The following is a 22,361-nucleotide window of genomic DNA, read 5'->3' as shown; positions in this document are numbered from 1 at the left end:
GCGTCTTTGAGAGACGCATTCCAGACCCGAATGGTGCCTCGCTCACCGTTAAAAACTCTTTGTGCTCTGTTTCCTAAGGTGTCCTTGGTGGTTCGCCAATGCTTTTTAACAGGGAGTTGTATTGATGCGGATCTGCTGCATAAATTTTGTCCAATACGTAGTTTGCCACCTTGGAAATTTCTGGAATCTCCACAGGTCTGAATCCACGATCTGGGATCGATTCGAGATGTGAAAACTCGTTGTTAAGTCTATTCACAAGAGCTATCGCAGTCGGATCCTCATCGCCAAAGAATTTCTTGATCCGTTCAAAAGCATCGTTCTTGTCATCTTGGTGGGGGAACTTAAAGAATAAAAAAGCCTCAAGGAACTTACGGAGGTTGTTACCAAATCCATAAAATGGTTCATGAGATTCATTCGCTCCACCTTGATTACGGCACTTGTAGATCTGATGAAATAGGTAGTTGAATTCTGTGATGTAGTCTCGCAGATACGAAGGCATCAGGGAAATCTGACTTGCCCCTCCGTTTCTCTCCACGATGAAATGTTGGCATCCGCCGTGATTCTTCTCATTCGGAAGTGATATTTTCTTTAGATACTTCAAGAAATCTAGGTTGTGGGTGGATATAAAAAGCTGCTTGTAGCGAAAGCTGTTAGTTCCATCTGCATTCTTGATGGGTTTCGCAATCAGGCTTTCAATCAAGCTGAACATGAAGAAGATGTGATTCCCGTCTAGGCTGGAAATTGGGTCATCTATATAAATGATCAGATCCTTACCTTTGCTGTCTGGCTCTTCCAGCTTGGCTATGAAGTAGCAGAAAGCAATCAGACTGCATTCGCCTTCGCTCAAGTTGTAGGCTGATTCACCATCTCTTGTGACTTCAAACTTAACCGAAGTCTGCTCAACATTGTCTTTGGCTTCAAGTTTGATGCCATCGTGACCAAAGAAGTGACTGAGCAGGTCATTCACTCGCTTCGCGCCCTTGCGTTCATCCTTCTGTTGGCCCTGTAGGCGGGTCACTTCGGCTTCTTGTTTGATAATTTCGACTTCTGCCTCGGTAAATGCAGTGTTGGCAGTGTCAGCATCTGTTTTAAGACTGGCAATACGGGTCAACTCAGTATCGTAGGTAATGTCTCCGATAAAGGAAGCCACATCGGTAAGTCGAAGAGATTCGCGAGCAGTATTTTTATCTTTTTCCAGTGAACTTGTACGGCTGTTGTTTCTACTGATCAGATTATTGATGTCGCCTACGCATCGCTGAATTGCATTCGAATCGTGAATGTAGACAGGTATGGCAACCTGTTGAAAAATGGTGTTCTTTCTCTTATCCAATGCAGCCTTCAGAGTTTTGATATCCTGCATGTAGCTATTCAGGTATTCAGCAAGTTCTCTCTTGCAGGCTTCAAATAAGATTTTTTCTTCTGCATAGAACTTATCACCAGTCAAAGTCAAGAAGTTAGGAATGGCTTGGATTTCGCTGGCGATGGAAGTCAGGCATGAATCGATACACGACTCCAGATCCGAGGATTCTTTACTGAAGTGAGAGTCTAATACCTGCCAGATGTCATGAGGAAGGTTCTGACGACAGAAGGCGCAAGTGTCCCGCTTATCTTTATGTAGAGGTATGCCTTGCTTCACCCACGTTTGAAGAGCCGCCTCATTCAACAGTTCCTGAATCGCCGTAGTTGGCTTGATCGATCTTGAAAGGAGTTCTTCAGCCACCTTTTTTATTGACTCAAAGTTGAGGCTTATCGATACGGTATCAGCGATATCAGGTAAGGCTTCTTGCTTCAATAGGTTGACCTTGGATGCTTGTTCTTCGGTTGTCAGCGGTATGAAGCTAGGTTTTTTGACTGAGTCAATGTCTCTTTTGATGCTGTCTATATTGTAAGCAGCAGGGCCGTAGATGCGGTTCTGCTTAATCTTACTGTTGGCATGAGAACGAAGTTTGCCTTCCAGAGCATCAGACGCAGTATTATGATTGCCCTTCGTTCGATCTCGTTCTTTCTTTTTAGCTTCAAGTTCATGTCGGAGGCCTGCCTTCGACTCAACACTGCCTAGCTTAGTTTGGATTGCGATAATGGCATCTTCGATCTCTTTATTCTTTTCACCAACGATAGCAAACGTCTTGATCTCTCCGTCGGTTTGATTGACCAAAAAGCTTAGGTTATCGCTCACAAAGTCCCGATTGTAGACCCGAACATCATAGCCATGACCGGCAAGGCCTACCTGTGTCACATCACCTTTGTCACCACGAATAGTGAAATTTGGATCCACGTAGTTATGTGGAATGCGCCCCGTTTCCAAAGCGCGGAAAATCCGCGAGAGTGTAGTTTTACCAGAGTAGTTCCGTCCGTAGAGGATGTTGAGCCTCTTGAAATTCTGGACGTTGTTACCTGCATCCTTAAGGCTCTTTCTCCAACTGAGGCCCGCAAAACTACCGAAACTATCGATGTCAACCTGACTGAACATGAACACTCCCTTAGCGCTGGCTATTGGCTGCCGATTTGCAAGTGAAACAGATCGTTAGATAGTTTACTCCGTGCTTGAGGAAGGAGTGAATAGGTTATTGATATAAGAAAGGAATTCTTATATCTGAAGCGGAATTCAACACCCATCTAAAGATCCCTTTCAAACGTTCATCGACAGAGTTAGGGTATAAAGCCGCTAAATAGCGGCTGCAAGATAACCTTGATGCAGACAATAGAACTCAGCTGTACTGGCCCCAATCCCTATCAATTACCCATGCTGGACGCCATGAAACAAAGGAACTAGGTTCAAAATGATCGCCTGTATCAATCATATACTCGATACGTTCTTCCCTTAAAGGGAGGGTGTGATTAGTTTTATCGCTCTCAAAATCCCAAACCCAATATCGTGGGATCCCATCTTTGATTCTAGTTCCGGCAGCGTGATCCATTGGTGCACATACTCTTTCAATGTAACGCCCATCGTCTTCAGAGTAGAATCGTATTCTTAGTTTCTTTTTGGTATGTATAGCGTCTATGAACACATCATGCTGGTTGTGCATAACCCTTTCCTTACGTAGTCAATTAAAGATAAAACTCCTTAAAATACGTTACCTATCTTAGGGTTATCACAATTGTAGATCTGTGGTCAAACGCTCGAAAATGACACGATTCCTTGTTTCCATCTCGATAAATTTGTTGGTGCAGTATGGCAATCTGGTCGCGTATCAACGTGATGGGGTGTGGTATAGGTAATGATTTACATTATTGAGAGTGTCAACATTACTTACTGCACTCCTTCCAGAGCTATAGACCTAACCTCTTGGTATAACTTCTATTCACCCATCCGAACGTTTTTTCACCATGAAATATGACTTGAATATACAACCATTGTCTATTCGTAGAGTCAATTACTGCAATTGCTGTATTTTTATTTAAAGTCTCAATCACATCGGCGCTCATCGATGGTTTAGTTCTCATATTTACGTTGTCAGCGGTGATTAGTCGAAACTTATTTAGTTCTTTCCAGTTAATATCTGGGTTGGATGATATTATCTCTTTTTGGGTGATAGGATGCTCATTTAAAAGAGAGGACACATAGCTTTCTGTTTTATTAATTGCAATCAAGATATATTCCTTGCCAGCATCAGCTACGATACTTAGTAAAACTTCACAAAGAATCCATGTGATTATTTGTTGAATAAATGGAGGGAGCGCATGGAATTGTTCAAAGATGGTTTTTTTATTACTTATTCTCGAAGAATGGGAGGTAACAACCTCGCTTAATTCTAACGCATCACCAATAACAGAATCATCCACATTCTGAATATTAATAATGCTCGCCATTTCCTTGCCAACAGGTGAATTACTCCAAGCTAAGGCGGCTGTTAGGAAAGAATTATCTATAAGCGTCTTGTTTGATGGATTGTAGCTTGAGAAGGTTACTACTTTTCTAGCCATTTCTTCCATGGTAGAGTTAAGTTTCCAACTTAACGAACTATGGTTGTTTGACGAATTTGATGTGTCAGCAATGGCTTTAGCCATTTTTCCAAGACCAGAATCGACGATAGTGCTAAATAAGTTACCATCTAAAAATGATGTGCTTTTCCTTATTTTTAACACATCAGTTATATTCACATTCTGTGATTCTAATGCTGAACTTAGCATGGTACTGATGTTTGGTATAGCAACAGCGCTCATTGCATCTGCAATCGTATTTCGTTGTAACTCAAGTGCATAACGAAGGGATTCGTTGATATTGGGCATAGCAACCGCTTTCATGGCCTCAGTTATCGCACTGTGCTGTGCCATATTAGCGCGTAGTGATTCACTTATACTCGGAATAGCAATAGCCTTCATAGCTTCGGTTATCGCACTATGTGATGTTAGAGCAGAACTCAGTGATTCGCTGATACTGGGCATAGCAACAGCCTTCATAGCTTCGGTTATCGCACTATGTGATGTTAGAGCAGAGCTCAGTGATTCGCTGATACTGGGCATAGCAACAGCCTTCATAGCCTCGGTCATTGCACTATGCGACGTCAAACTAGAACGCAATGATTCGCTAATGTTGGGCATAGCAACAGCCTTCATAGCCTCGGTCATTGCACTATGCGACGTCAGACTAGAACGCAATGATTCGCTGATGTTGGGCATAGCAACAGCCTTCATAGCCTCGGTTATTGCACTATGCGATGTCAGATTAGAATGCAGATTATCGCTGGTGCCTGGTATAGCAACGGCCTTCATAGTCTCAGTCATCACACGTTGTTTTTTTTCCGTTAGTTCGCGAATTCTGAAATTAGATTTATTTTTCATATTATTTTTCCCGTCTTTTTATCCTCCTAATATGCCATATTTTGAACTTAGTCTTCATTCCCTATGTGGGGGTTATCACTGCAATCCTCACAGCCCTTTTGCAACTACCATTTTTATCGTCCCGGAGGCATACATCCCCCTGCTTTATATAGTGCGTTAATAAGTACAGGTTGAGTCCAATTTTAAACTTCATGATAAGTCATTGTTTTGCAATGTATTTTGTTTTTGTGCATATTTGTTATGCACGGACTCATCCTGTCCGCTGCTCTGTTGATAATCCATTCCTGCTTCAGCAACCCGGATGCCTGAATGGATCGACACGACAAACTTGGATACCGACTTGGATTGATACTGACGCGCCTCAACAATGGTGAGTCACTGACCGTCAGGGGGCTTGCTGACGAATTTAACGTTTGTGAAAAAACAATACGGCGTGATCTGACCGAGCGTCTTGCTTACCTGAACCTGCTCCGACAAGGAAAGCAGTACCGCCTGCCTAAAGGGATTCTGGGGAAACGCAGCAACACGGATTTGCGCCGTTTTACCCGCATACTCGGTATCGAAGGGCTGTTCCCACGCTGGGAAGATCGCCTGCTGAACGTGCTCCTGGGGGATACCGAAAACAATCCCTTCCTGATCAAGCAACGCCCCTATGAGAATTGTGGTGCTTTCATGTCCACCCTGAATGCCATTTCTGGGGCGATTCAGGCATCCCAGAAGATTGCGTTTACTTATAAAAACAAGATGTTTTCGGCCACTGAACCTTATCGTGTCGTGAATGACAGAGGGCTCTGGTATCTGGCCGCCCGGCACGAAGGAACGTTGAAGAGTTTTGCAGTTTCCACGATAACGCATGTGCAGGTCAGCAATATGCGATTCAGCCCTGATCCCGTTGTCATTCAGCAGGTGGAACTTGCGGAAAGTATCTGGTATGGCGATGAACTCACCGAAGTACTGATCGCTGTCTCAGCCCGTGCGGCATCCTATTTCTCTCGCCGCAACCTTTATCCCGGTCAGGAAATTATCCATACAACACCAACCGGTGATTTGCTCGTTATTTCCCGTGTGGTGCATCCCCGGCAGATTATTCCTCTAATCAAATACTGGTTGCCTGAGGTGGAAGTCATTAAGCCAGCGTCCATCCGCAATCAGATTATTGACGACATGCGCAGTGCGCTCACTCGATATGATGAAATGAATGGAGAAACATCAGATGAATAACGAAACGACTTTATACGACGATAATGATGCGGAAAACGCTTTTGAGGCGCTCGCAGTGGACTTACTGAGCGGGTTGCTGGGGGCGCATGATAATGCGCAAAATGCCGAGCTGAAAGACTGGCTGGACAGTCCTTTCCCCGTTCAGCCAGAGGTTTTACTTAAACATGCCGAATTTATCTGTGAGCGATTTCAGGCGGGGGACGGCAGCCACCTGCTGATGCACGGCATTGATGAACAACTGGCGGCAATGACGCTTTCCCGTAAGGAACGCTTCAGCCCTATGAATAAAGGAATGGTGGGATATTCTGCTCCTCGTGACCTGGAGAAAGTGAATGCGCTGCTGAAGGTCATTATCACCTGGTATGAGTGCGAAATCGTCCGGCTGAAGGTGAAGTATGGCGAAATCACGCCACCGGGCAAAAAATAAACCACACCAGCGAATCATTGATAAGGGAGAGCACAGTGCTCTCCCTTATGTTATTGATTGACTATCACAACTTGACTATGCCGCTTTTTAGCGCCAGCCGGACACATTTATTAGCTTCCTGCATAATGACATCGTGCGGATACATATTCATTGCACTATACCCGTCTGATTTCGCCATTTTTCCTTCCATGCCTGCATTATCCAGAATGGCTTTCCACGCATCGCGTATTTTCTTCGAGTCCTTTTCGCCCACGCCGCCGGAAAGCGTGCCAAACAGCTCCTTGTTGTTGTCGCCAATATTTTTGTATTCCTTTGCATCCGGGTCCAGCAGCATGGCCATTTGCGTTGACTGACGGGTGGCCTCATAGCAACGGCCCGCTGTTTCCAGTGAGATTTGAGCGGCGGATACTGAAGCAGATGCTGCCAGAATGAATGCGGTGAGAATGATGTTTTTCATTACATTAACCTGTGAAAAATGAAGAGGTTTGAATTCAGTTATTGATAGCGTCAGGCTGATGATTATTCATCGCCTTTGCGGTTGGCGGGTTTGCTGTAATAGCTGACGCACTTATCCGCGAAAGCAGCCTGCTGATAAGCCCGGGGCAGTTCATTTTCCAGAGCATCAGTGTTTTCATTAATGGACTCCTGGTCAACACCGTGGCGGGCCAGCTCGTTGTGCAGCCAGCTTTTGGTAAAGGCGATGTCACGTCCGCTGGACTCCATCAGGGTTTCATTACCTTTTAGCGCCAGATAACAGCTCACCCGGTTTTCAACCTGAACCAGCCCGGCATGAGCGCTGGCGAGCGGTATGAGCGAGATAAGCAGTGCAGTAAAAATCTTGTTCATGATGTTTTTCCTTAATTAACAAGCCATGCGGGATACCGCCGAATGAGCATATCGGGTGGGCTGGACAGGTTATGACCACTGGGGAAAGAATTTTCAGCGATGGATGAAGGCATGTCGAAGTGGTGCAGAGAGTCGCCAGCATCCGGGTGAGGCGGGCTCCATGATGCAGCCCATGCGGGCAAGGTCACGGCGGGCCGTGCGGGGTGAAATCCCGAATAGTTGAGTGAGTACGCGGACAGAAAGCGTCTTTCCCTGACAGAGCAAAATGACGCAGTGGCAGAGGCGTTCGGCAAGTTTTTCAGCGCGGGCCATCAGTCCTCCCATACGCGCCAGGTATTGCCGCGTTGTAGCCGTTTCAGCTGGCGATGCAGGACCACGGCGTTATCCGGTCTTCCGGTCAGGCACTCCGCTGTGAAGCGGTGGCAGTTCTCCTTCAGCAGGTGATACTGACGTCTGGAGCCCAGCGCCCGTAATGCCCGACCGGCTGCGGCAATATTTCCCACGGGCAAGCGTCCCTGACAATCGGTATAGACCGACATGGCTGGGTTCAGGCCATTCAGTCTGGCCATAAACCCTTTGCGGTCGCTGCAAAGCACTTCACCATCACCGGACAGATGCACAATCCGGTTGTTGCCGGTGTAGATACCGCTGTGAGTGACATAGCCACCTGCCAGTTCGCACCAGACGATGCCGCCTCTTGCCGGTTCATCCACCGTGTCACGAATAACATTGTCGGTGAAGCTTTCAGCCAGACTGAACAGAGACCGGTACATCGCCAGCCGGGAAATGAGCGTGAACAGCATAAAGCCTCCTTATCAGTCCGGGGAAACGGTGACGGTGAAGACATCCATCGCGCAGTACGCCACAAAATTATCCTGCCAGAGCGTCCAGAATTCGCTCAACTCGCGGTTTACAGGCAGCTCCCCGATAAGGCAGTGCCAGGCATAGCGTTGAGACCAGCTGATATCGAATTCCTTTGCCAGTTCGGGCCAGACACGGCCCTGCCAGCTGAAGTCGGTGAGGTAATCCAGTTGCCATATTTCAGGCTGCTCGCTGCGGATGAGGCGAATTTCTACCGGATGCCAGCCGCCGCTTTCGGCGCTGTACTCCAGGTCACGAAAGTTCAGCACGACATTCTGACAAGTGTCGGGCAGTGCCGCCAGGTGTGTGGTTATCAGCGCGATAAATTCGTTACTCAGGGGAAGGTCAAGCGTGGGTTGGTGCAACGTGGGTGAATTAGGGATCACAGATAATCTCCTTTATAGCGATATAAATTAGGTTGCCTTCGGCAGTGCAAAGGTCATGAAGGAAGGGGGATAAAGGGGGTCAGGCAGAAGGGGGGATTGTCAGCAGTTTTTCCAGTCGCTTTTCCCAGTCCGGGTAACAGCGATGACTGAACACCCCGCCTGAACCCTCTTCGGTGAGACAGATATCAGCACAGCGAAGAATGGCGGCGAGGAAACCCGCATTATTGCGGCTGGCGCTGGTAAACAACGGGCGCAGAGCCGTAGAGGTGAAATCTCCGGTTTCATGGGCTTTCAGAACACCAGATATAGCGCTCAGGGCAATCCATTCCCGGGAGAACAGACCGCCACTGTCGTTGGCGGTAATGCGTAACCCTCGTTTCCCGTCCAGATTTTCAGTCATCTCCCAGTGCAGCAGGCCAGTGGAATGCGGATTAATCTTCTCGGCCTCACCGGTAAGAACGCAGAGGTCATTCTGAGTTTCAGCATTAGAGGCTGGTGCGGGTTTGGTCTTTTTCATCGGTTAATATCCTGAAGGTTGAGCCATAGCGATAAGTTCAGCGGCCCCGGTAAAGGTTGCTGACGATGGGAACAGCAGATAAAAACCCTGGCCTGAATCACTGAGAATGGTCAGGGCAAGAAACAGCGAATCATCCAGACGGATGACGTATTCGGCATTGCAGGCCAAATGGTGCAGATAGGTGGTCAGTTGTTCAGGAAGGTGCTTCTCCTCATCGGGAAGCAGATATAAAAGTTGGGTCTGAGTTTCCTCCCACAGCGTCGTTGCCGCAGTGAGGCTGTTGTCGGTGCATTCGGTGAGTTCGTTAACCAGCTGCAGTTGCTGAACCGGAGACACGAGCAGGCAGAAAGCGTCTGCCGGAGACTGTATAATGCGCATGGTGGTGTCCTGGATAATAATGGGCACCAGAATAATATGTGGTTCAATAATTACTTTATGACGCCCAGGTGGAGGTTGGATATGCTGGATAGTACGTTAAAAAAATACCTTAAAAATCTGACTGGAGATGCTGATGTAAAATATATGGAGGGGGTGACGTCAGCGACTTTATTTCGCTTTTTGAATGGGAGTGTGTATTTTGATAATATCAGGAAGCCAGTGGTTAACTCTGTCTTATATGAGTTTGAAGATTTTGAACGGCGTGAGCTCTTATTGCCTTTTTTTGCTGATATGCGTTATCGGGGGCGCGGATTGAAAACGGATGCGTTCAAGAAGAGTCTGCTTGGGAACTATCTAAAAATATATTATCCAATGCATCTTAAAGCGAATATGTATCATGATGAATTCATAACTAAACAGATTTCTATGGTTGAAAAATGTCTTCAGCTTTGTGGTGTATCACTATTAACCAATGAACTTTTTTTAGAAGATGAAAATGAATCTGTCGGTTATTCTTTCTTTCCAACAGTGAAGGGCTTTTTTTCTGATGATGAAAGGATGTGTCGAAACATCACATCAGACCTTAAAGGGAAAGGAATGGATTCTCTTTACGGGATTAATCATGAAATGATTGATGCTCTTATGCATTGCATTCAGATGGGGCTGAATCATGTTATGAGTCTCTGTGATGCACGCACCCAGCCAGAACGAGTACTTGAATATGCACTGGCCTTATACAAGGAGTGCAGGGTTGATGCAAAAAATTTTTCTGATAATTTTGACTCTAATAATTATAACGAAACCAGAAAGGTGCTTGAGAAGAAAATCGCTTTTGATACTGTTTTTGTATATCTACTGTTATCTGAATTACGCACTCTGCTGCCAGAGGACCATATGCTATGCCGTAAAGGCAGGCTCTCCCCTGAGCGACCAACTATTTTTTATCTGAGCCGTCGTTTTTCAATGCCCAGCGATACTGTTTTGAAATTACAAAAGAAAATCATAATGAAATGCATTTTGTTTTCCACGTTGAACAGACTGGAAAATGATGGCAGCGAAGAATATAGCTTCATGGACTTGCATCGTGATATCGGGAGTCATTTTGGTTGGCTTGACACTAACGAGGAACGCCGGTTTAAAAGTGTTCAAAATATTCTGAATAGGGAGGCTAGTTGCCTCTATCTTACTGATGAACTGTTCCGGGCCAGAAATCCTGTCCCTTGAGCGCTCTGCCGGAAAAATTTGTCTGACTTTCTTGTGTTGCAGGGGGAAAAAGTGTCTTTTGTTCCTGCAATATCTCCGAACATCCCCCGTATTTTGGCTGACAATGGAATAATATAAAACCATATTTTTCATAGGCATAAAGTTCTTTTTCATCAATTTCTCCGTGTATGGCCTTGTATACAGGTGGCCGAAAATCTCATTAAATGGCTCAACCCCGGCCGGGTTCGAGTCACATCAGTGTGACATTTGTATAGCAGTAACAGAGTGAGGACTTGCAATGAACGAAGCCACTTTCGCCAGCACTAATACAAACTTTCATGCTGGCGAAATTGCCGCCCATACCAGCGCCGTAGTGTGTTAGCCAACAAGTAAACGAAGGAGACAACGATGAATACCACTACTTCAGCCAGCAAGAGATGAGCACCAGTGAAGCTGGCTGAGTTATTACCCGACTACCTGAACTACGCTATTTTGTACAAAAAGTCCTATACATCAGATTTATCGAAAGTGAAGAATTATATTCTACCCCGATTGGGTAATGCTGAACTTCACGAGATAAATAGGCGAGACATCGCGAGTTATATTCATGGTCTGGATGGACTTAAACCGTCAACCCGAAACAGACATCTGGCACTACTGAAAGCTATCTTTTCGTGGGCGGTGGAATACGACTATTTAGAGGTTTCACCTGCTGCCGGAATAAAAGCATTCCGTGAGCCATCTTCTCTGCGACGGGCAATGGAGCCGGAAGAGTTCAGCATTTTTATTCGTGTCCTGAAAGCTGAAATTCAGGCAGAGAACCGCGATACCCTGCAGTTGTTAGGTTTGCTTGCCTTCACTGGTATGAGGTTAGGAGAGGCTCGTTCAGCTTGTATTGAAGACCTCAACCTCACCCGTAATACGCTCTTTCTTCGGGACACGAAAAGCGGAGATTCGCGCCTGGTACCGTTATGTGGTGAAGCTATGGAGATTGTTTGTTCGCAACTGACGAAACACGGCAATCAGGGTCTGCTGTTCCGATCTGCGCACGGTACAAAAGTGGCTGAACCTCGTAGGCTGATGAAAAAAATCTGTGAAAAGGCCGGAATTGTACCCTTCACTATTCACGAACTGAGATATACAGCGGGCTCCGCTATGCTTGCTGCCACGCGAGATCTGTATGCGGTAAAGCGCTTTTTGGGCCACAAGTGTTTATCGACTTCAGAGCGGTACGCAAATTATTTCAGCGGACAACAGCACGCTGATATTGAGAAAGCAATGAGCATAATGCTCAAACCATAGAACATGTTTGGGACAATTCCATTCAATGATGGAAGGATGCCCCATAACTTCAAAATACAATTTATAAGAGAGCAGTTATGTCTGATGTGAAAAATAATGTAGTAGTAATGTCATCTCGCGATTTTAATTGTCCTGAAGATGTTGCTCAATATTTAATGCAGTTGAAGACTCATCCTGAGCTAACCCTGTCAGATAATCAGCCCGAAAGTTATTTTCTGGCTAAAGAAGGGTTGTATGGTATCGATCGGGCCGGAGAATCACGCTTAATTATGGCGGGATATATTATCCCCGTCGGTCTGGCAGCTGATAAAAACCAGAGTGCTGGCTTATCGGTGGTTTTTTACTGCCAGACCACAAGCGGGCTGGTCAGCCAGGAAATTGTCCCGGTTGCAGAAGTTTTATCGAAGAGCGAAGCCGTTTGCCGACATTTTGCCGGAAAGGGTCTGATCCCTGTGAGTACTGTGCCTGCGATGAACACTTACTTTCGTGCTGCCGCGACTTTGCCACTAAAACGCTATCGTCTGGTCAACAGGCATGGCTGGCAACCCGGGGAGTTGTGCTTCATGCATGGCAGACACGCAATCAAACCCGAAACAGTTACTGAAGTTCACGGGATGATCCCTGCCGCTTCGTACAATCCCTCGTCGGGTATCGATGCCCGGGGAAGTCTGGATGAGTGGAAAGAGAAGGTTCTGATGCATGCAACCGGTGATATGCAAAAGCTGGCAGTGTGGATTGGATTGAGTTCGTGCCTGCTTCCCCTACTGAACGAACAGGGCATTATCTATCATTTTTACGGGCAATCGAGTGTTGGGAAGACTGCCCTGTTGCAGCTGGCAGCGTCGGTAAATGGCAATGGCGGCGAACCGGGAAGCAGTGAAAGCCTTATCGAGTCGTGGAATACGACGCCGAACGCGCTGGAGATGACCCTTGAACAACGCAACCACATCACCGCTCTGATCGATGAACTGGGTGTGTATAAGGGGCCAAAAATGGGCGATGCAATCTATGCGCTGGCGAATGGGAAAGGTAAGAACCGTATGTCCGGTGAGACGCTGAAAAATGTCGAGCCCGCTTCATGGCTTCTTAACATCATAAGTTCCGGTGAGATTTCGATGCAGGAACGGCTCAGGGATGGAGGTGAAACGGTTAAAGACGGTCTGCTTCATCGCAGTATTGACCTGCTTATCACTCCCGAACATGTACGGTCTTGTGCTGATGAATCCAGTGAGGACTGTGGCAGCCGTATCGAAACAATTAAGGCTAACTCGGCGCAATATTACGGGACCGCAGGGCGGGCATTTATCGAATACCTGGTCAGGTTGACGAATGACGAGGCTGAAACGCGTGATTATGTCAATGAGCTGCATGAGTGGGTGCGTGAGACGCTGTTTGCTCACTGTGAAGAGCGTGGCTATCAGCTAAATAACGTCCAGAAGCGACTGTTAAAGCGCTTCGCAGTACCCGGCACCGCTGCATTTATGGCGTATGACTCTGGAATTCTGGAGTGGGGTGAAGACGAAATTTTTGCAACGCTGATAACCGCTTTGGATATCTGGATGGCGAATGTTCAGCCTGAAACAGACCCAAAGCTGGAGGCGCTGATGTGCCTGCAAACTACCCTGGGCACGGAGCATCAGAAATTTGGCAACTTGTCCCGAAACCCTATCCTGTCTCGTTATGAGCCAGTTTATGGCATTTTATTACCGGAGAAACAGATGCTGGTTCTGCCAGAAGCAATTGACGGTTGGGTGAAACACTATGGTGTGAACGCCAGGCAGCTAGCCAAACTACTTGATGCCCGTGGATTTCTGATAAGAACTGAGAGAGACCGCCTGATTTCCCGCAAACTCATGGGGAATAAAGCGATCAACGGCTTCATTATTGACGACAGTTTCCTCCGTGCCACACTCAGCTAGCAACTGTTGGCAGCCTGCATGGCTGCCATTTTCATTGCTGATGATTAATCCGATGTCCCGGAAAAGGCCAGTGCATTGCCAATATGTTGCTCGATCAACTGACCGGTGGCCTTCAGCCGCTGCGGGTGCAGGTGAGCATAACGTTGGGATGACTGAATACTGCGGTGCCCCAGTTGAGCCTGAACGTCATATAAGGTACCTCCCCGGGAAACGATTAATGCCGCTACCGAGTGCCGACAGGTGTGAATGCAAACCTCGTCATCGTAAATGCCCGCCCGTCGGATAATGCGTCTGAAGGCTTTGGTGACATTGCAGACAGGTTTACCCGGCATTTTGCCACCAAACATCCAGATATTCCCCCCGAAGCGCGGCAGTTCATCAATCAGCTTTACTGCCCAGTCGTTGAGATGCGCCAGCCTGCCCGAGCCATTCTTGGTTTCCGGCAGCCACAGCGTTCCCTGTTGCCTGTTGTAATGCACCCATCTCGCCAGTCTCAGCTCATCACGACGCAACCCTGTTAGCAGCAGTAAACGAATATAAATCCCGACCACGCGACTGTTGTCCTCACTGGCAGCCTCGAATATGCGCCGGATTTCCGTTTCCGAGAAATACCGCTGACGGGCATTATTTTCACGCAGCAGAGGAATGTTTGCCGCTGGGTTCACTGTCACCATCTCATGACGCAATGACCATCTGAGGAGAGCTTTCAGCAGGGCAATCACCCGGTTATTGGTGGCAGGCTGACAGGTTTCACACAATGATGACTGAAGATGCGTGACGTGACGGGGCGTGATTTCATTAAGCAGCAGATTTCCCATCACCGGAGCAATGTGATCACGAAAGCGCTGTTCATCCTTGTTCCAGCTCTTTTTATGCAGCTTTGCCCACGGGAAATAATACTGGCTGAAAGCTTCCTGGAGAGTGGGTATGGCCCGGCATTTGTCCCGCTCGTAACGCGGGTCAGTGCCGATGGCTATCTGGCGTTTCATCTCAGTGGCAATCTTTCGGGCTGTCGTGACGTCAATCTCCGGCCAGTGACCAATACTGATGGCGCGTTTGCGGCCCTGCCAGAGATAGCGCAGGAGAAATTTCTTCCTGCCTTCTCCTTTGCCTACCAGACATTTGAGCCCGCTGATTTCCGAATCGCTGTATTCTGCTTCACGGGAAGGCGCATCGGATTCATTAGGAGGCAGACCATCAATGAGGCGGTGAGTGAACTTAAAACGGCGTGGTGTGGACATGCAGAAGTCTCCTTATGCAAGGGTGATTAATACGTTAGTGAGGTCAGAAAGTGAGGCTGGGAGGGAAGAGTCCCGTTCCTCAGTGTGTAATGCGCGTTGGAGCAGAAAAGGTAGCATGACTATGTTGTGGCAATGACGGCTACTGATGGGGGGAAGGTGATCGCCAGAATTCTCCGGTCCGTCTCTGGTCTTCCCCGCAACTTACCCGGCGAAATCCCTTAAAACGGGAGCTGAAAAAGTATTGCGCCATAACGTTTTGACAGGTAATTCCCCGTTTCCCCGTGAGAATGGTGCAGGGGAGGGCACTGAATTAAAGGCAACGGTGTGTTGTTTACTATCGGTCTTTCAGTGAAGAGGGTAAATTTATTAGATAATAAACAACCTATATGAATAATATATAAATGAATATGTACATGAAACCGTTTGTTGATCAGTAAATCATTACAGTTAATTTGGAACTATTTTATTAATGAATATGAATATTAACAGTTAACTTAATTATCAAAGAAATATCAGTCACGCTGAGTTTCCACATTTATCTGCTGCAAGAATAAAACTCATGGTTAACGATATATCATTCCATTTGAGAAAATAAAATGAAAAACCTTCATTGTCTGTTTAATTTGTTTTTATCATGTAACGTATGTTTGTTTGGATTGAGTTTATTACCATTATTTTATGAAGGAATATACAGAGTGATATAAATGCTGGATTGATGTCTAGTGGTAAGCATTCATACCCACCCTGTGAAAATAAATCGGGAAAACGGGAAATTTGGAGCAAAGTGTTGGTATACAAGGGATGTGTGGATCTCTGTGACGGGAAAACTACGGGGATATTGCGGGAAAGGGACGGGAGAAAGGTGCTATGTTGATGCTGATCAGATCTTTTCTGGTTTGCACTTGCTCATACCGTGAACAGCGTTAGTGTGGTGAGCATCGTTTGCCAAAAGGGTAAGACAATGAATGCCATACAGCAGCATGCCGCAGCGCTTCTGGATAGTGTTGCACGATGGAATGAAGTGACGACTCTGGCTAAATTACATTATCAGGCCGAGCTGGCACCTGATTTCAGCCTTATGGACTGGCTAAAGAATGACGAACTGGCTCTTTCACGCTATCTACGATTTTTGCTTTCTCCTGATGAAACTCATGGTCAGTCAGCACTGTTTCTAAAGGGATTTCTTTCCCTCATTGAAAAGAGTGGGCACGATAGCCCTATAACAATCGGAGGCAGCCATCATAAAGTCAGGGTTGATTATGAAGTCACTATTGAAAACAGAAGAAATATAGACCTGTTGATGATGTCTTCAGAGGGTTTTATTGCTATCGAAAATAAGCCATGGGCAGCAGATCAGGAAAATCAGTTACGGGATTATGCATTATGGCTGAACAAATGTGAAAGACCATGGAAGTTAATTTATTTATGCAATCAGGAACCGGGTGAGTTCACTCTTCCTGACAATACACCCGAAGCACTGAAACAAAATATCCTTACAATATCATGGCATGAAGTCGTCGAATGGCTGAGTGAGTGTTTATTGCGTGTTCGGGCAGGTGCGGTCAGGATATTTGTTGAATCATTGATTAAATATATCAACCAGTCAATTAATGGTGAGTTCATAATGGATAATAGTCGTGAGTTGTCAGAAATCATCCGTAAGGATAGTCACTCTATAGAATCGGCATTTATGATTTTTAACCAGATGAATGAGGTTCGCCGTGACTTATTCAAAGAGTTAATTTCTGATTTAAATAATCAATTTGCTGATTACCCTTTTGCTATTGAGATCTCTGATGTTGAACCATCGAGTCGATGGGCGGGTTTTTACATGCCACTAAGCCCTAATGGTGTGTATTATTTATGCTGGGAATTCGACAGAACAAATTATAACGGTTTGTATTTTGGAATTTCCGGAAAAGGTAATGACGAAGGACGTGAAGCTATAGGCTCTGCTTTATCTGACATTTTTCCACACATGCAGGGTAAACTAAATAACCATTACTCATGGTGGAGCTGGGATCTTGACCCGCAAGGGAAAAAACGGATTCCACAAAACTGGGGTAATGATGGCGCTGTCTGGGCTAAGCTCGGTGAACGTGATGAAGACAGTATTTTTGCTACATTGTGTGAAGTCATTATGACTATTCACGAAAAGCTGGATACGAACCTGCTTCGCTAAAACCTCACCACATCAGAGGGAAAGTGCAAGAGCTTCCCTCCTAGAGACCGAACAATGACCGGATATTACCTTGTAGTGCTGGAAGTTGTCACAAGGTATTCATGTTAACAATAGTGGTTTTAATTTTCTAACGTAGTCTATTCAAAAAAGGTTTAAAAAATTTTCTGTGTTTTGGCATGAATCTCATGGGCAATAGATAACGAGATATTTTAGCATAAAAATGGGCCGCATTAGATCGGCCCAGTTAAGTTTGTCATTGAAGATGGGGTCAATTTTATTTACTAACAGTGCCAAGTATATTCATCAGAACATCTTCAGATAGCATCATTTCCTCGCGACCTTTTTTTGTTCCCGCTCGAAGTTGCTGCGGGGGGCTCATTTTGTTCATCTCCCGGACTACATGTGTAGCTGTGGCTTGAGTCACCTTAATGGCAATCTCCATGTCACGTTCCTGAAGAGTTTCATCGGTGAAAATATGGACTGTACCTAAGTTATTGCTCATAAATTACCTCAACGCAAAAACGTATTGAAATGATTGAAGGTTGAGTACTAAACCATACCCTTATAAAGGCATGGTTTTGTACCGGGTTAATACATTGCTGTGAAGCCTAGAACAGGACTCAGCAATTGCAAACGACTGGAATATCTTTGTAATGCGGATTGTTGTCGATGAAAAGCATCCTGCATTTGGGGCAGGCGTGAACACGAGGGAGTGATTCAAGACCATTGGGTAAAAGGTCAGTTAATTTATATTTAGACCAAAGGTCGCCATCTCGAATATCAGAATGGACTATATTGCCCAGGTACCACTTTTGCGTAGCTCCGCGGTAGGACCATATTGGCGTGTAAACATTGTAATGCAGAAATGTTCGGCCACCTTTTTCTCTAGCTCGGAAGAAAGTGTCACGGACGGTTGGTGCTTGAATGATGCTGAATCCCATCCCCATCTGGGCACTTTCTGTGAATTTAGTTTTGTGATAATCATCTGATGAGGCTAAGCCTGTCACATCATTACCAGCAGAAGGGAACACCCAAAGATAGCTCGCAGTTGTGTTAATTTGCTCAACAAGCTTATTTTGACCACTACGAGGATACGCGGCTATTAATGAAAACCGCCCTTTCCATGACGTATCAGGAAACGGGATCTGTTTTGACGCCAAGGCTAAAGTCGCAGTTTCAGGCGTTAAAACAGCACCTTGCTCGTTTAGCTTCAGGTTTTTCAGCAATGCGCTAAACACTTTATCCTTTGCTTTTTTACTGTAAAGTGGATCAAGCAATACCTGAACCTGATTTATACCTACCCCAGCAAGATCCAGTTCGGAAATGATTTCTGAAGTTATGACTGAAGCCATAAGCTCGCTTTCACTCAATAGAATCTTACAACGTTCGATGGTATCGAGACGGTTATACTGGCGCGAACTAAAACCGGTCCCTATCGGTAGTGGGTTATTTGCGAAGACTTCGGGAGATACAGTGCCAAGTGCGGAATGAGCTAGCTGATGAAAAACATGAGAGCTAATTTTCTTGGCTGAATGAGCGTAAATTGAACGAAGAGTTTCATTAGAATGACTTTTTTTGGACATGACTATACTCCTAAAAATCGACGTTTTAAGCTGCGCTTTGTTGGGCCGTTAATCGCGAAGCTGTAGTTCGATCCAGGGTTAATCATTTTAAAGTTGCCAGTTAAAGTACATGCACGGCCACCATGCTTGATCCTGACCTTCTCATAAAATCAAAAAATCCCAAAAAATGCAAGGGCTGATCACCTACTTTAAAGCGATAAATCAGATTTTCTGTTAGAGATGCCTTCTTCTGTCTCTCAATTGCCCACGAAAACACCGAAGGGCAGCATTTAGCTCAAGGCAGCCCGTCAAACTTAAATGCAGTAAAATGTCAGATTCAAATCCTGAATCTCTGTAGAAGTGATAAGGCCATTTGTGAACGATGCTCAAGTGAAATGCAAAAACAGCCAGATCAGATGTAACTGCTCACATATAACAGGGAAAGCGATGATACTTTCTTCTCCAGACCGGACAAAGACCGGATGCTGCCTTGCTGTGATGAATCCATCCGATAAGCATACAAGTTGGAAATAGTGTTTATTGGCAGCGTGAAAACCAGCAGACGTTGGCACAGTGACCGGAAGGGTAGGATGTCGCTAAAGGGAAATGCTCAGACTGGATGGAAGAAGCCGAGTGGCGGTAACTGTGGCTAAGACGACCAGAAATCTACCGGAACCTCAGAAAGCAAAAAACCAGCCCGTAGGCTGGTTTCTTTAAATAGTGGTGCCCGGACTCGGAATCGAACCAAGGACACGGGGATTTTCAATCCCCTGCTCTACCGACTGAGCTATCCGGGCAACGGGGCGCATTAAACCGTAAAGCCCATTCTTCGTCAATGATTTTGTCAGCTTACGGCGTCCGTTTGCATGAATAATGTGCGCCATGTTGGCCTCTGCGGCTTGAACCCCGCGTGAGAAGGTGCCATGATTGCGCGAAATTTCGCATATCTGCAACGGGGCGCTTATTGATGTTCACAGTCAATGTTCACCGACATCACCCGATGGCGCGCCGCTCCCTTTCTGCCGTATCCCTAAGACCCTCGCTCACCATGCGGTGAGGGCAACGCAAGCTCGCTGCCGGACAACAGTAAAATCAGGTGACGCCTGGTTTTACTGATGTCTCGCGGTCGGAGTGGCTTCTCTCCTTCAGACTCGCAGACACATTCGCCGGGGAATGCTCCCTTTGCCGTGCCTTATGGCACCCACTCATCCTTGAGCTTTGGGATTTGTGCATATGAACTTATTGAAAATTGCCGCCAGCCGCGACGTGGCCGCCACGCTTTCCACCCATCGTGAAGTGGTCACGCTCGATAATACGGACTTTACCGATGTTGCAGCGGTCGTGCTGTCTGCCGCCGACAGCCGCAGCGGCATTCTGGCGCTGCTGAAACGCACGGGCTTTAACCTTCCTGTTTTCCTGGCCGCGGAAACTCAGCCTGACGAGCAGGCGGCGTTTACCGGCGTTATCACGGGTAGAGCGCAGGATTATCTGGAGCTGGAAACGGCAGCTTCCGGCTATGAAGAGGATCTGCTGCCGCCGTTCTTCGACACGCTGACAAAGTACGTGGCGATGGAAAACAGCACCTTCGCCTGTCCTGGCCATCAGCACGGTGAGTTCTTCAAAAAGCACCCGGCCGGGCGACAGTTCTACGATTTCTTCGGCGAAAACGTTTTTCGCGCCGATATGTGCAACGCGGACGTTAAGCTCGGCGACTTGCTGATCCACGAAGGCTCGGCAAAGGATGCGCAGAAGTTTGCGGCCAAAGTTTTTCATGCGGATAAAACCTACTTCGTGCTGAACGGCACCTCGGCGGCAAACAAAGTCGTGACCAACGCGCTGTTAACGCGTGGCGACCTGGTGCTGTTCGATCGTAACAACCATAAATCCAACCATCATGGCGCTTTGATTCAGGCGGGCGCGACGCCGATTTATCTGGAAGCGGCGCGCAATCCGTTTGGCTTTATCGGCGGCATCGACGCGCACTGTTTCGATGATGCCTACCTGCGCGGTTTAATCAGCGAAGTGGCACCCGATCGCGCGCAGGAGAAACGCCCGTTCCGCCTGGCCGTCATCCAGCTTGGCACCTACGACGGCACTATCTACAACGCGCGTCAGGTCGTGGATAAGATCGGCCACCTGTGCGACTACATCCTTTTTGACTCCGCGTGGGTTGGCTATGAGCAGTTTATCCCGATGATGGCGGACTGCTCGCCGCTGCTGCTGGATCTCAACGAGAACGATCCGGGGATCTTCGTCACCCAGTCGGTACACAAGCAGCAGGCCGGGTTCTCACAGACTTCGCAGATCCACAAGAAAGATAATCACATTCGCGGCCAGTCCCGCTTCTGCCCGCACAAACGGCTGAATAATGCTTTCATGCTGCACGCCTCGACCAGCCCGTTCTATCCGCTGTTTGCGGCGCTTGACGTGAACGCCAAAATCCACGAAGGGGAGAGCGGTCGCCGCCTGTGGGCGGAATGCGTGGCGCTGGGCATAGAGGCCCGCAAGGCGATAATCGCCAACTGTAAGATGATCAAACCGTTTATTCCACCGACGGTAGCTGGGCGTCCGTGGCAGGATCATGCGACGGATAAAATCGCTCAGGAGCGGCGCTTCTTCAGCTTCGAACCGGGCGAGAAATGGCACGGTTTTGAAGGGTATGAGAAGGACGAATATTTTGTCGATCCCTGCAAGCTGCTGCTGACCACGCCGGGTATCGATCCGCAAACCGGTGACTACACCGATTTCGGCATTCCTGCGGCGATCCTCGCAAACTATCTGCGTGAAAACGGCATCGTGCCGGAGAAGGCGGATCTCAACTCGATCCTCTTCCTGCTGACGCCTGCGGAAAGTGCAGAGAAGATGGCGCAGCTGGTAGCGATGCTCGCCCAGTTCGAACAGCATATTGAAGATGACACGCCGCTTGCCGACGTGCTGCCGACGATCTACCAGAAGTACTCCGTGCGCTACAAAGGCTACACGCTGCGCCAGCTCTGCCAGGAGATGCACGATCTCTACGTCAGCTTTGACGTCAAAGCGCTGCAAAAATCGATGTTCCGCAGGGCGAGCCTGCCCGCGGTGGCGATGAACCCGCAGGATGCCAACAGCGAGTTTATTCGCGGCAACGTCGAGCTGGTGCGTCTAAGCCAGGCGGAAGGGCGCACTGCTGCTGAAGGCGCGCTGCCGTATCCTCCAGGCGTGCTCTGCGTGGTGCCGGGCGAAGTGTGGGGAAGCGCTGCGCTGCGTTACTTCCTGGCGCTGGAGGAGGGCGTGAACATGCTGCCGGGCTTCTCGCCGGAGCTACAGGGCGTGTACAGCGAAACGGATGCCGACGGAATTAAACGGCTTTATGGGTATATGGTGAAGTAAACTTTAGGCGGATGACGCTGCGCTTATCCGCCCTACAGATTTTGTAGCTACCGTCTTGAACGTCAAGCGGTAGCTGCATAATTTTCATCCCATGGCAGGCGTGTTTTAAGCACCCCGAAGCACATGTGCACCAGCTTGCGCATTACTGCACCCAGCGCCGCC

At 47.3% G+C, this 22,361-nt stretch carries 20 protein-coding genes and 1 tRNA gene; 7 read left to right on the top strand and 14 right to left on the bottom strand.

What is annotated here, in order from left to right:
- Positions 1–73: 73 nt before the first annotated feature.
- From HYQ67_RS21955 to HYQ67_RS21945, 3 genes are all read right to left on the bottom strand, one after another.
- The gene (locus HYQ67_RS21955; protein ID WP_237391392.1) at positions 74–2,470 is read right to left on the bottom strand and encodes an AAA family ATPase; all 2,397 of its coding nucleotides are present in this window, start codon (positions 2,468–2,470) and stop codon (positions 74–76) included.
- Positions 2,471–2,708: 238 nt separating this feature from the next.
- A complete protein-coding gene (locus tag HYQ67_RS21950; RefSeq protein ID WP_019211386.1) occupies positions 2,709–3,029 on the bottom strand; it encodes a hypothetical protein in 321 nt (106 codons plus the stop codon).
- Between the two features lie 244 nt (positions 3,030–3,273).
- Positions 3,274–4,785, bottom strand: a complete 1,512-nt coding sequence (locus HYQ67_RS21945; protein ID WP_202307833.1) for an SH3 domain-containing protein — start codon at positions 4,783–4,785, stop codon at positions 3,274–3,276.
- Between the two features lie 309 nt (positions 4,786–5,094).
- Here HYQ67_RS21945 and HYQ67_RS21940 point away from each other — a divergent pair, with 309 nt between their 5' ends.
- Both HYQ67_RS21940 and HYQ67_RS21935 read left to right on the top strand, forming a co-directional pair.
- Complete coding sequence (locus HYQ67_RS21940; protein ID WP_181632391.1) at positions 5,095–6,006, top strand: helix-turn-helix transcriptional regulator; 912 nt, start codon at positions 5,095–5,097, stop codon at positions 6,004–6,006.
- Positions 5,999–6,433 (top strand): hypothetical protein, encoded by a 435-nt coding sequence (locus HYQ67_RS21935; RefSeq protein WP_182295346.1) that lies wholly within the window; start codon positions 5,999–6,001, stop codon positions 6,431–6,433. The genes HYQ67_RS21940 and HYQ67_RS21935 overlap by 8 nt, the downstream gene beginning before the upstream one ends.
- Positions 6,434–6,497: 64 nt before the next feature.
- On the opposite strand, the gene HYQ67_RS21930 is transcribed toward HYQ67_RS21935, so the two are convergent.
- From HYQ67_RS21930 to HYQ67_RS21900, 7 genes are all read right to left on the bottom strand, one after another.
- A complete protein-coding gene (locus HYQ67_RS21930) occupies positions 6,498–6,890 on the bottom strand; it encodes a hypothetical protein (protein WP_182295348.1) in 393 nt (130 codons plus the stop codon).
- Positions 6,891–6,952: 62 nt separating this feature from the next.
- Positions 6,953–7,279: a hypothetical protein gene (locus tag HYQ67_RS21925; protein WP_100777936.1), complete on the bottom strand. Its 327-nt coding sequence runs from the start codon at positions 7,277–7,279 to the stop codon at positions 6,953–6,955.
- 93 nt (positions 7,280–7,372) lie between these two features.
- Positions 7,373–7,591, bottom strand: coding sequence for a DeoR family transcriptional regulator (locus tag HYQ67_RS24235; RefSeq protein WP_272929793.1), 219 nt, complete (start codon positions 7,589–7,591; stop codon positions 7,373–7,375).
- Complete coding sequence (locus HYQ67_RS21915) at positions 7,591–8,082, bottom strand: lecithin retinol acyltransferase family protein (RefSeq protein ID WP_226949293.1); 492 nt, start codon at positions 8,080–8,082, stop codon at positions 7,591–7,593. Before HYQ67_RS21915 ends, HYQ67_RS24235 begins: the two co-directional genes overlap by 1 nt.
- Before the next feature lie 12 nt (positions 8,083–8,094).
- On the bottom strand, positions 8,095–8,526 hold the full coding sequence (locus HYQ67_RS21910; protein WP_372380247.1) for a DUF2787 family protein: 432 nt from the start codon (positions 8,524–8,526) through the stop codon (positions 8,095–8,097).
- Positions 8,527–8,605: 79 nt separating this feature from the next.
- Positions 8,606–9,043 carry a hypothetical protein gene (locus HYQ67_RS21905; protein ID WP_182295352.1) on the bottom strand — a complete coding sequence of 146 codons (438 nt, stop codon included), beginning with the start codon at positions 9,041–9,043 and terminating at the stop codon, positions 8,606–8,608.
- A 3-nt stretch (positions 9,044–9,046) separates the two neighbouring features.
- Complete coding sequence (locus HYQ67_RS21900) at positions 9,047–9,421, bottom strand: hypothetical protein (RefSeq protein ID WP_163311686.1); 375 nt, start codon at positions 9,419–9,421, stop codon at positions 9,047–9,049.
- 81 nt (positions 9,422–9,502) lie between these two features.
- Between HYQ67_RS21900 and HYQ67_RS21895 the strand changes: the two genes are divergently transcribed.
- The 3 genes from HYQ67_RS21895 to HYQ67_RS21885 all read left to right on the top strand — a co-directional run bounded on the left by HYQ67_RS21895 (position 9,503) and on the right by HYQ67_RS21885 (position 13,845).
- Positions 9,503–10,645, top strand: coding sequence for a hypothetical protein (locus HYQ67_RS21895; protein WP_202307831.1), 1,143 nt, complete (start codon positions 9,503–9,505; stop codon positions 10,643–10,645).
- 426 nt (positions 10,646–11,071) lie between these two features.
- Complete coding sequence (locus HYQ67_RS21890) at positions 11,072–11,926, top strand: tyrosine-type recombinase/integrase (protein ID WP_182295356.1); 855 nt, start codon at positions 11,072–11,074, stop codon at positions 11,924–11,926.
- 77 nt (positions 11,927–12,003) lie between these two features.
- Positions 12,004–13,845: a DUF927 domain-containing protein gene (locus HYQ67_RS21885; protein ID WP_237391391.1), complete on the top strand. Its 1,842-nt coding sequence runs from the start codon at positions 12,004–12,006 to the stop codon at positions 13,843–13,845.
- 44 nt (positions 13,846–13,889) lie between these two features.
- On the opposite strand, the gene HYQ67_RS21880 is transcribed toward HYQ67_RS21885, so the two are convergent.
- A complete protein-coding gene (locus HYQ67_RS21880) occupies positions 13,890–15,086 on the bottom strand; it encodes a tyrosine-type recombinase/integrase (protein WP_182295358.1) in 1,197 nt (398 codons plus the stop codon).
- A gap of 961 nt (positions 15,087–16,047) precedes the next feature.
- Between HYQ67_RS21880 and HYQ67_RS21875 the strand changes: the two genes are divergently transcribed.
- Positions 16,048–17,268, top strand: coding sequence for a PDDEXK-like family protein (locus HYQ67_RS21875; RefSeq protein ID WP_182295361.1), 1,221 nt, complete (start codon positions 16,048–16,050; stop codon positions 17,266–17,268).
- A gap of 274 nt (positions 17,269–17,542) precedes the next feature.
- Here the strand turns inward: HYQ67_RS21875 and HYQ67_RS21870 are convergent, their stop codons facing one another.
- From HYQ67_RS21870 to HYQ67_RS21860, 3 genes are all read right to left on the bottom strand, one after another.
- Positions 17,543–17,770, bottom strand: coding sequence for a hypothetical protein (locus HYQ67_RS21870; RefSeq protein WP_182295363.1), 228 nt, complete (start codon positions 17,768–17,770; stop codon positions 17,543–17,545).
- A gap of 118 nt (positions 17,771–17,888) precedes the next feature.
- Positions 17,889–18,851, bottom strand: coding sequence for a hypothetical protein (locus HYQ67_RS21865; RefSeq protein ID WP_115933938.1), 963 nt, complete (start codon positions 18,849–18,851; stop codon positions 17,889–17,891).
- A gap of 700 nt (positions 18,852–19,551) precedes the next feature.
- Positions 19,552–19,627, bottom strand: a tRNA-Phe gene (locus tag HYQ67_RS21860).
- A 436-nt stretch (positions 19,628–20,063) separates the two neighbouring features.
- Here HYQ67_RS21860 and HYQ67_RS21855 point away from each other — a divergent pair.
- Positions 20,064–22,199, top strand: coding sequence for an ornithine decarboxylase (locus tag HYQ67_RS21855; protein ID WP_202307829.1), 2,136 nt, complete (start codon positions 20,064–20,066; stop codon positions 22,197–22,199).
- The last annotated feature ends 162 nt before the right edge of the window (positions 22,200–22,361 follow it).

The sequence above is a fragment of the Dryocola clanedunensis subsp. sulfonylureivorans genome, assembly GCF_016756775.1.
In the GTDB taxonomy this organism is placed as follows: domain Bacteria; phylum Pseudomonadota; class Gammaproteobacteria; order Enterobacterales; family Enterobacteriaceae; genus Dryocola; species Dryocola clanedunensis.
The sequence above is the reverse complement of the archived record's forward strand: the minus strand, read 5'-3'. Positions and strand labels throughout refer to the sequence as shown.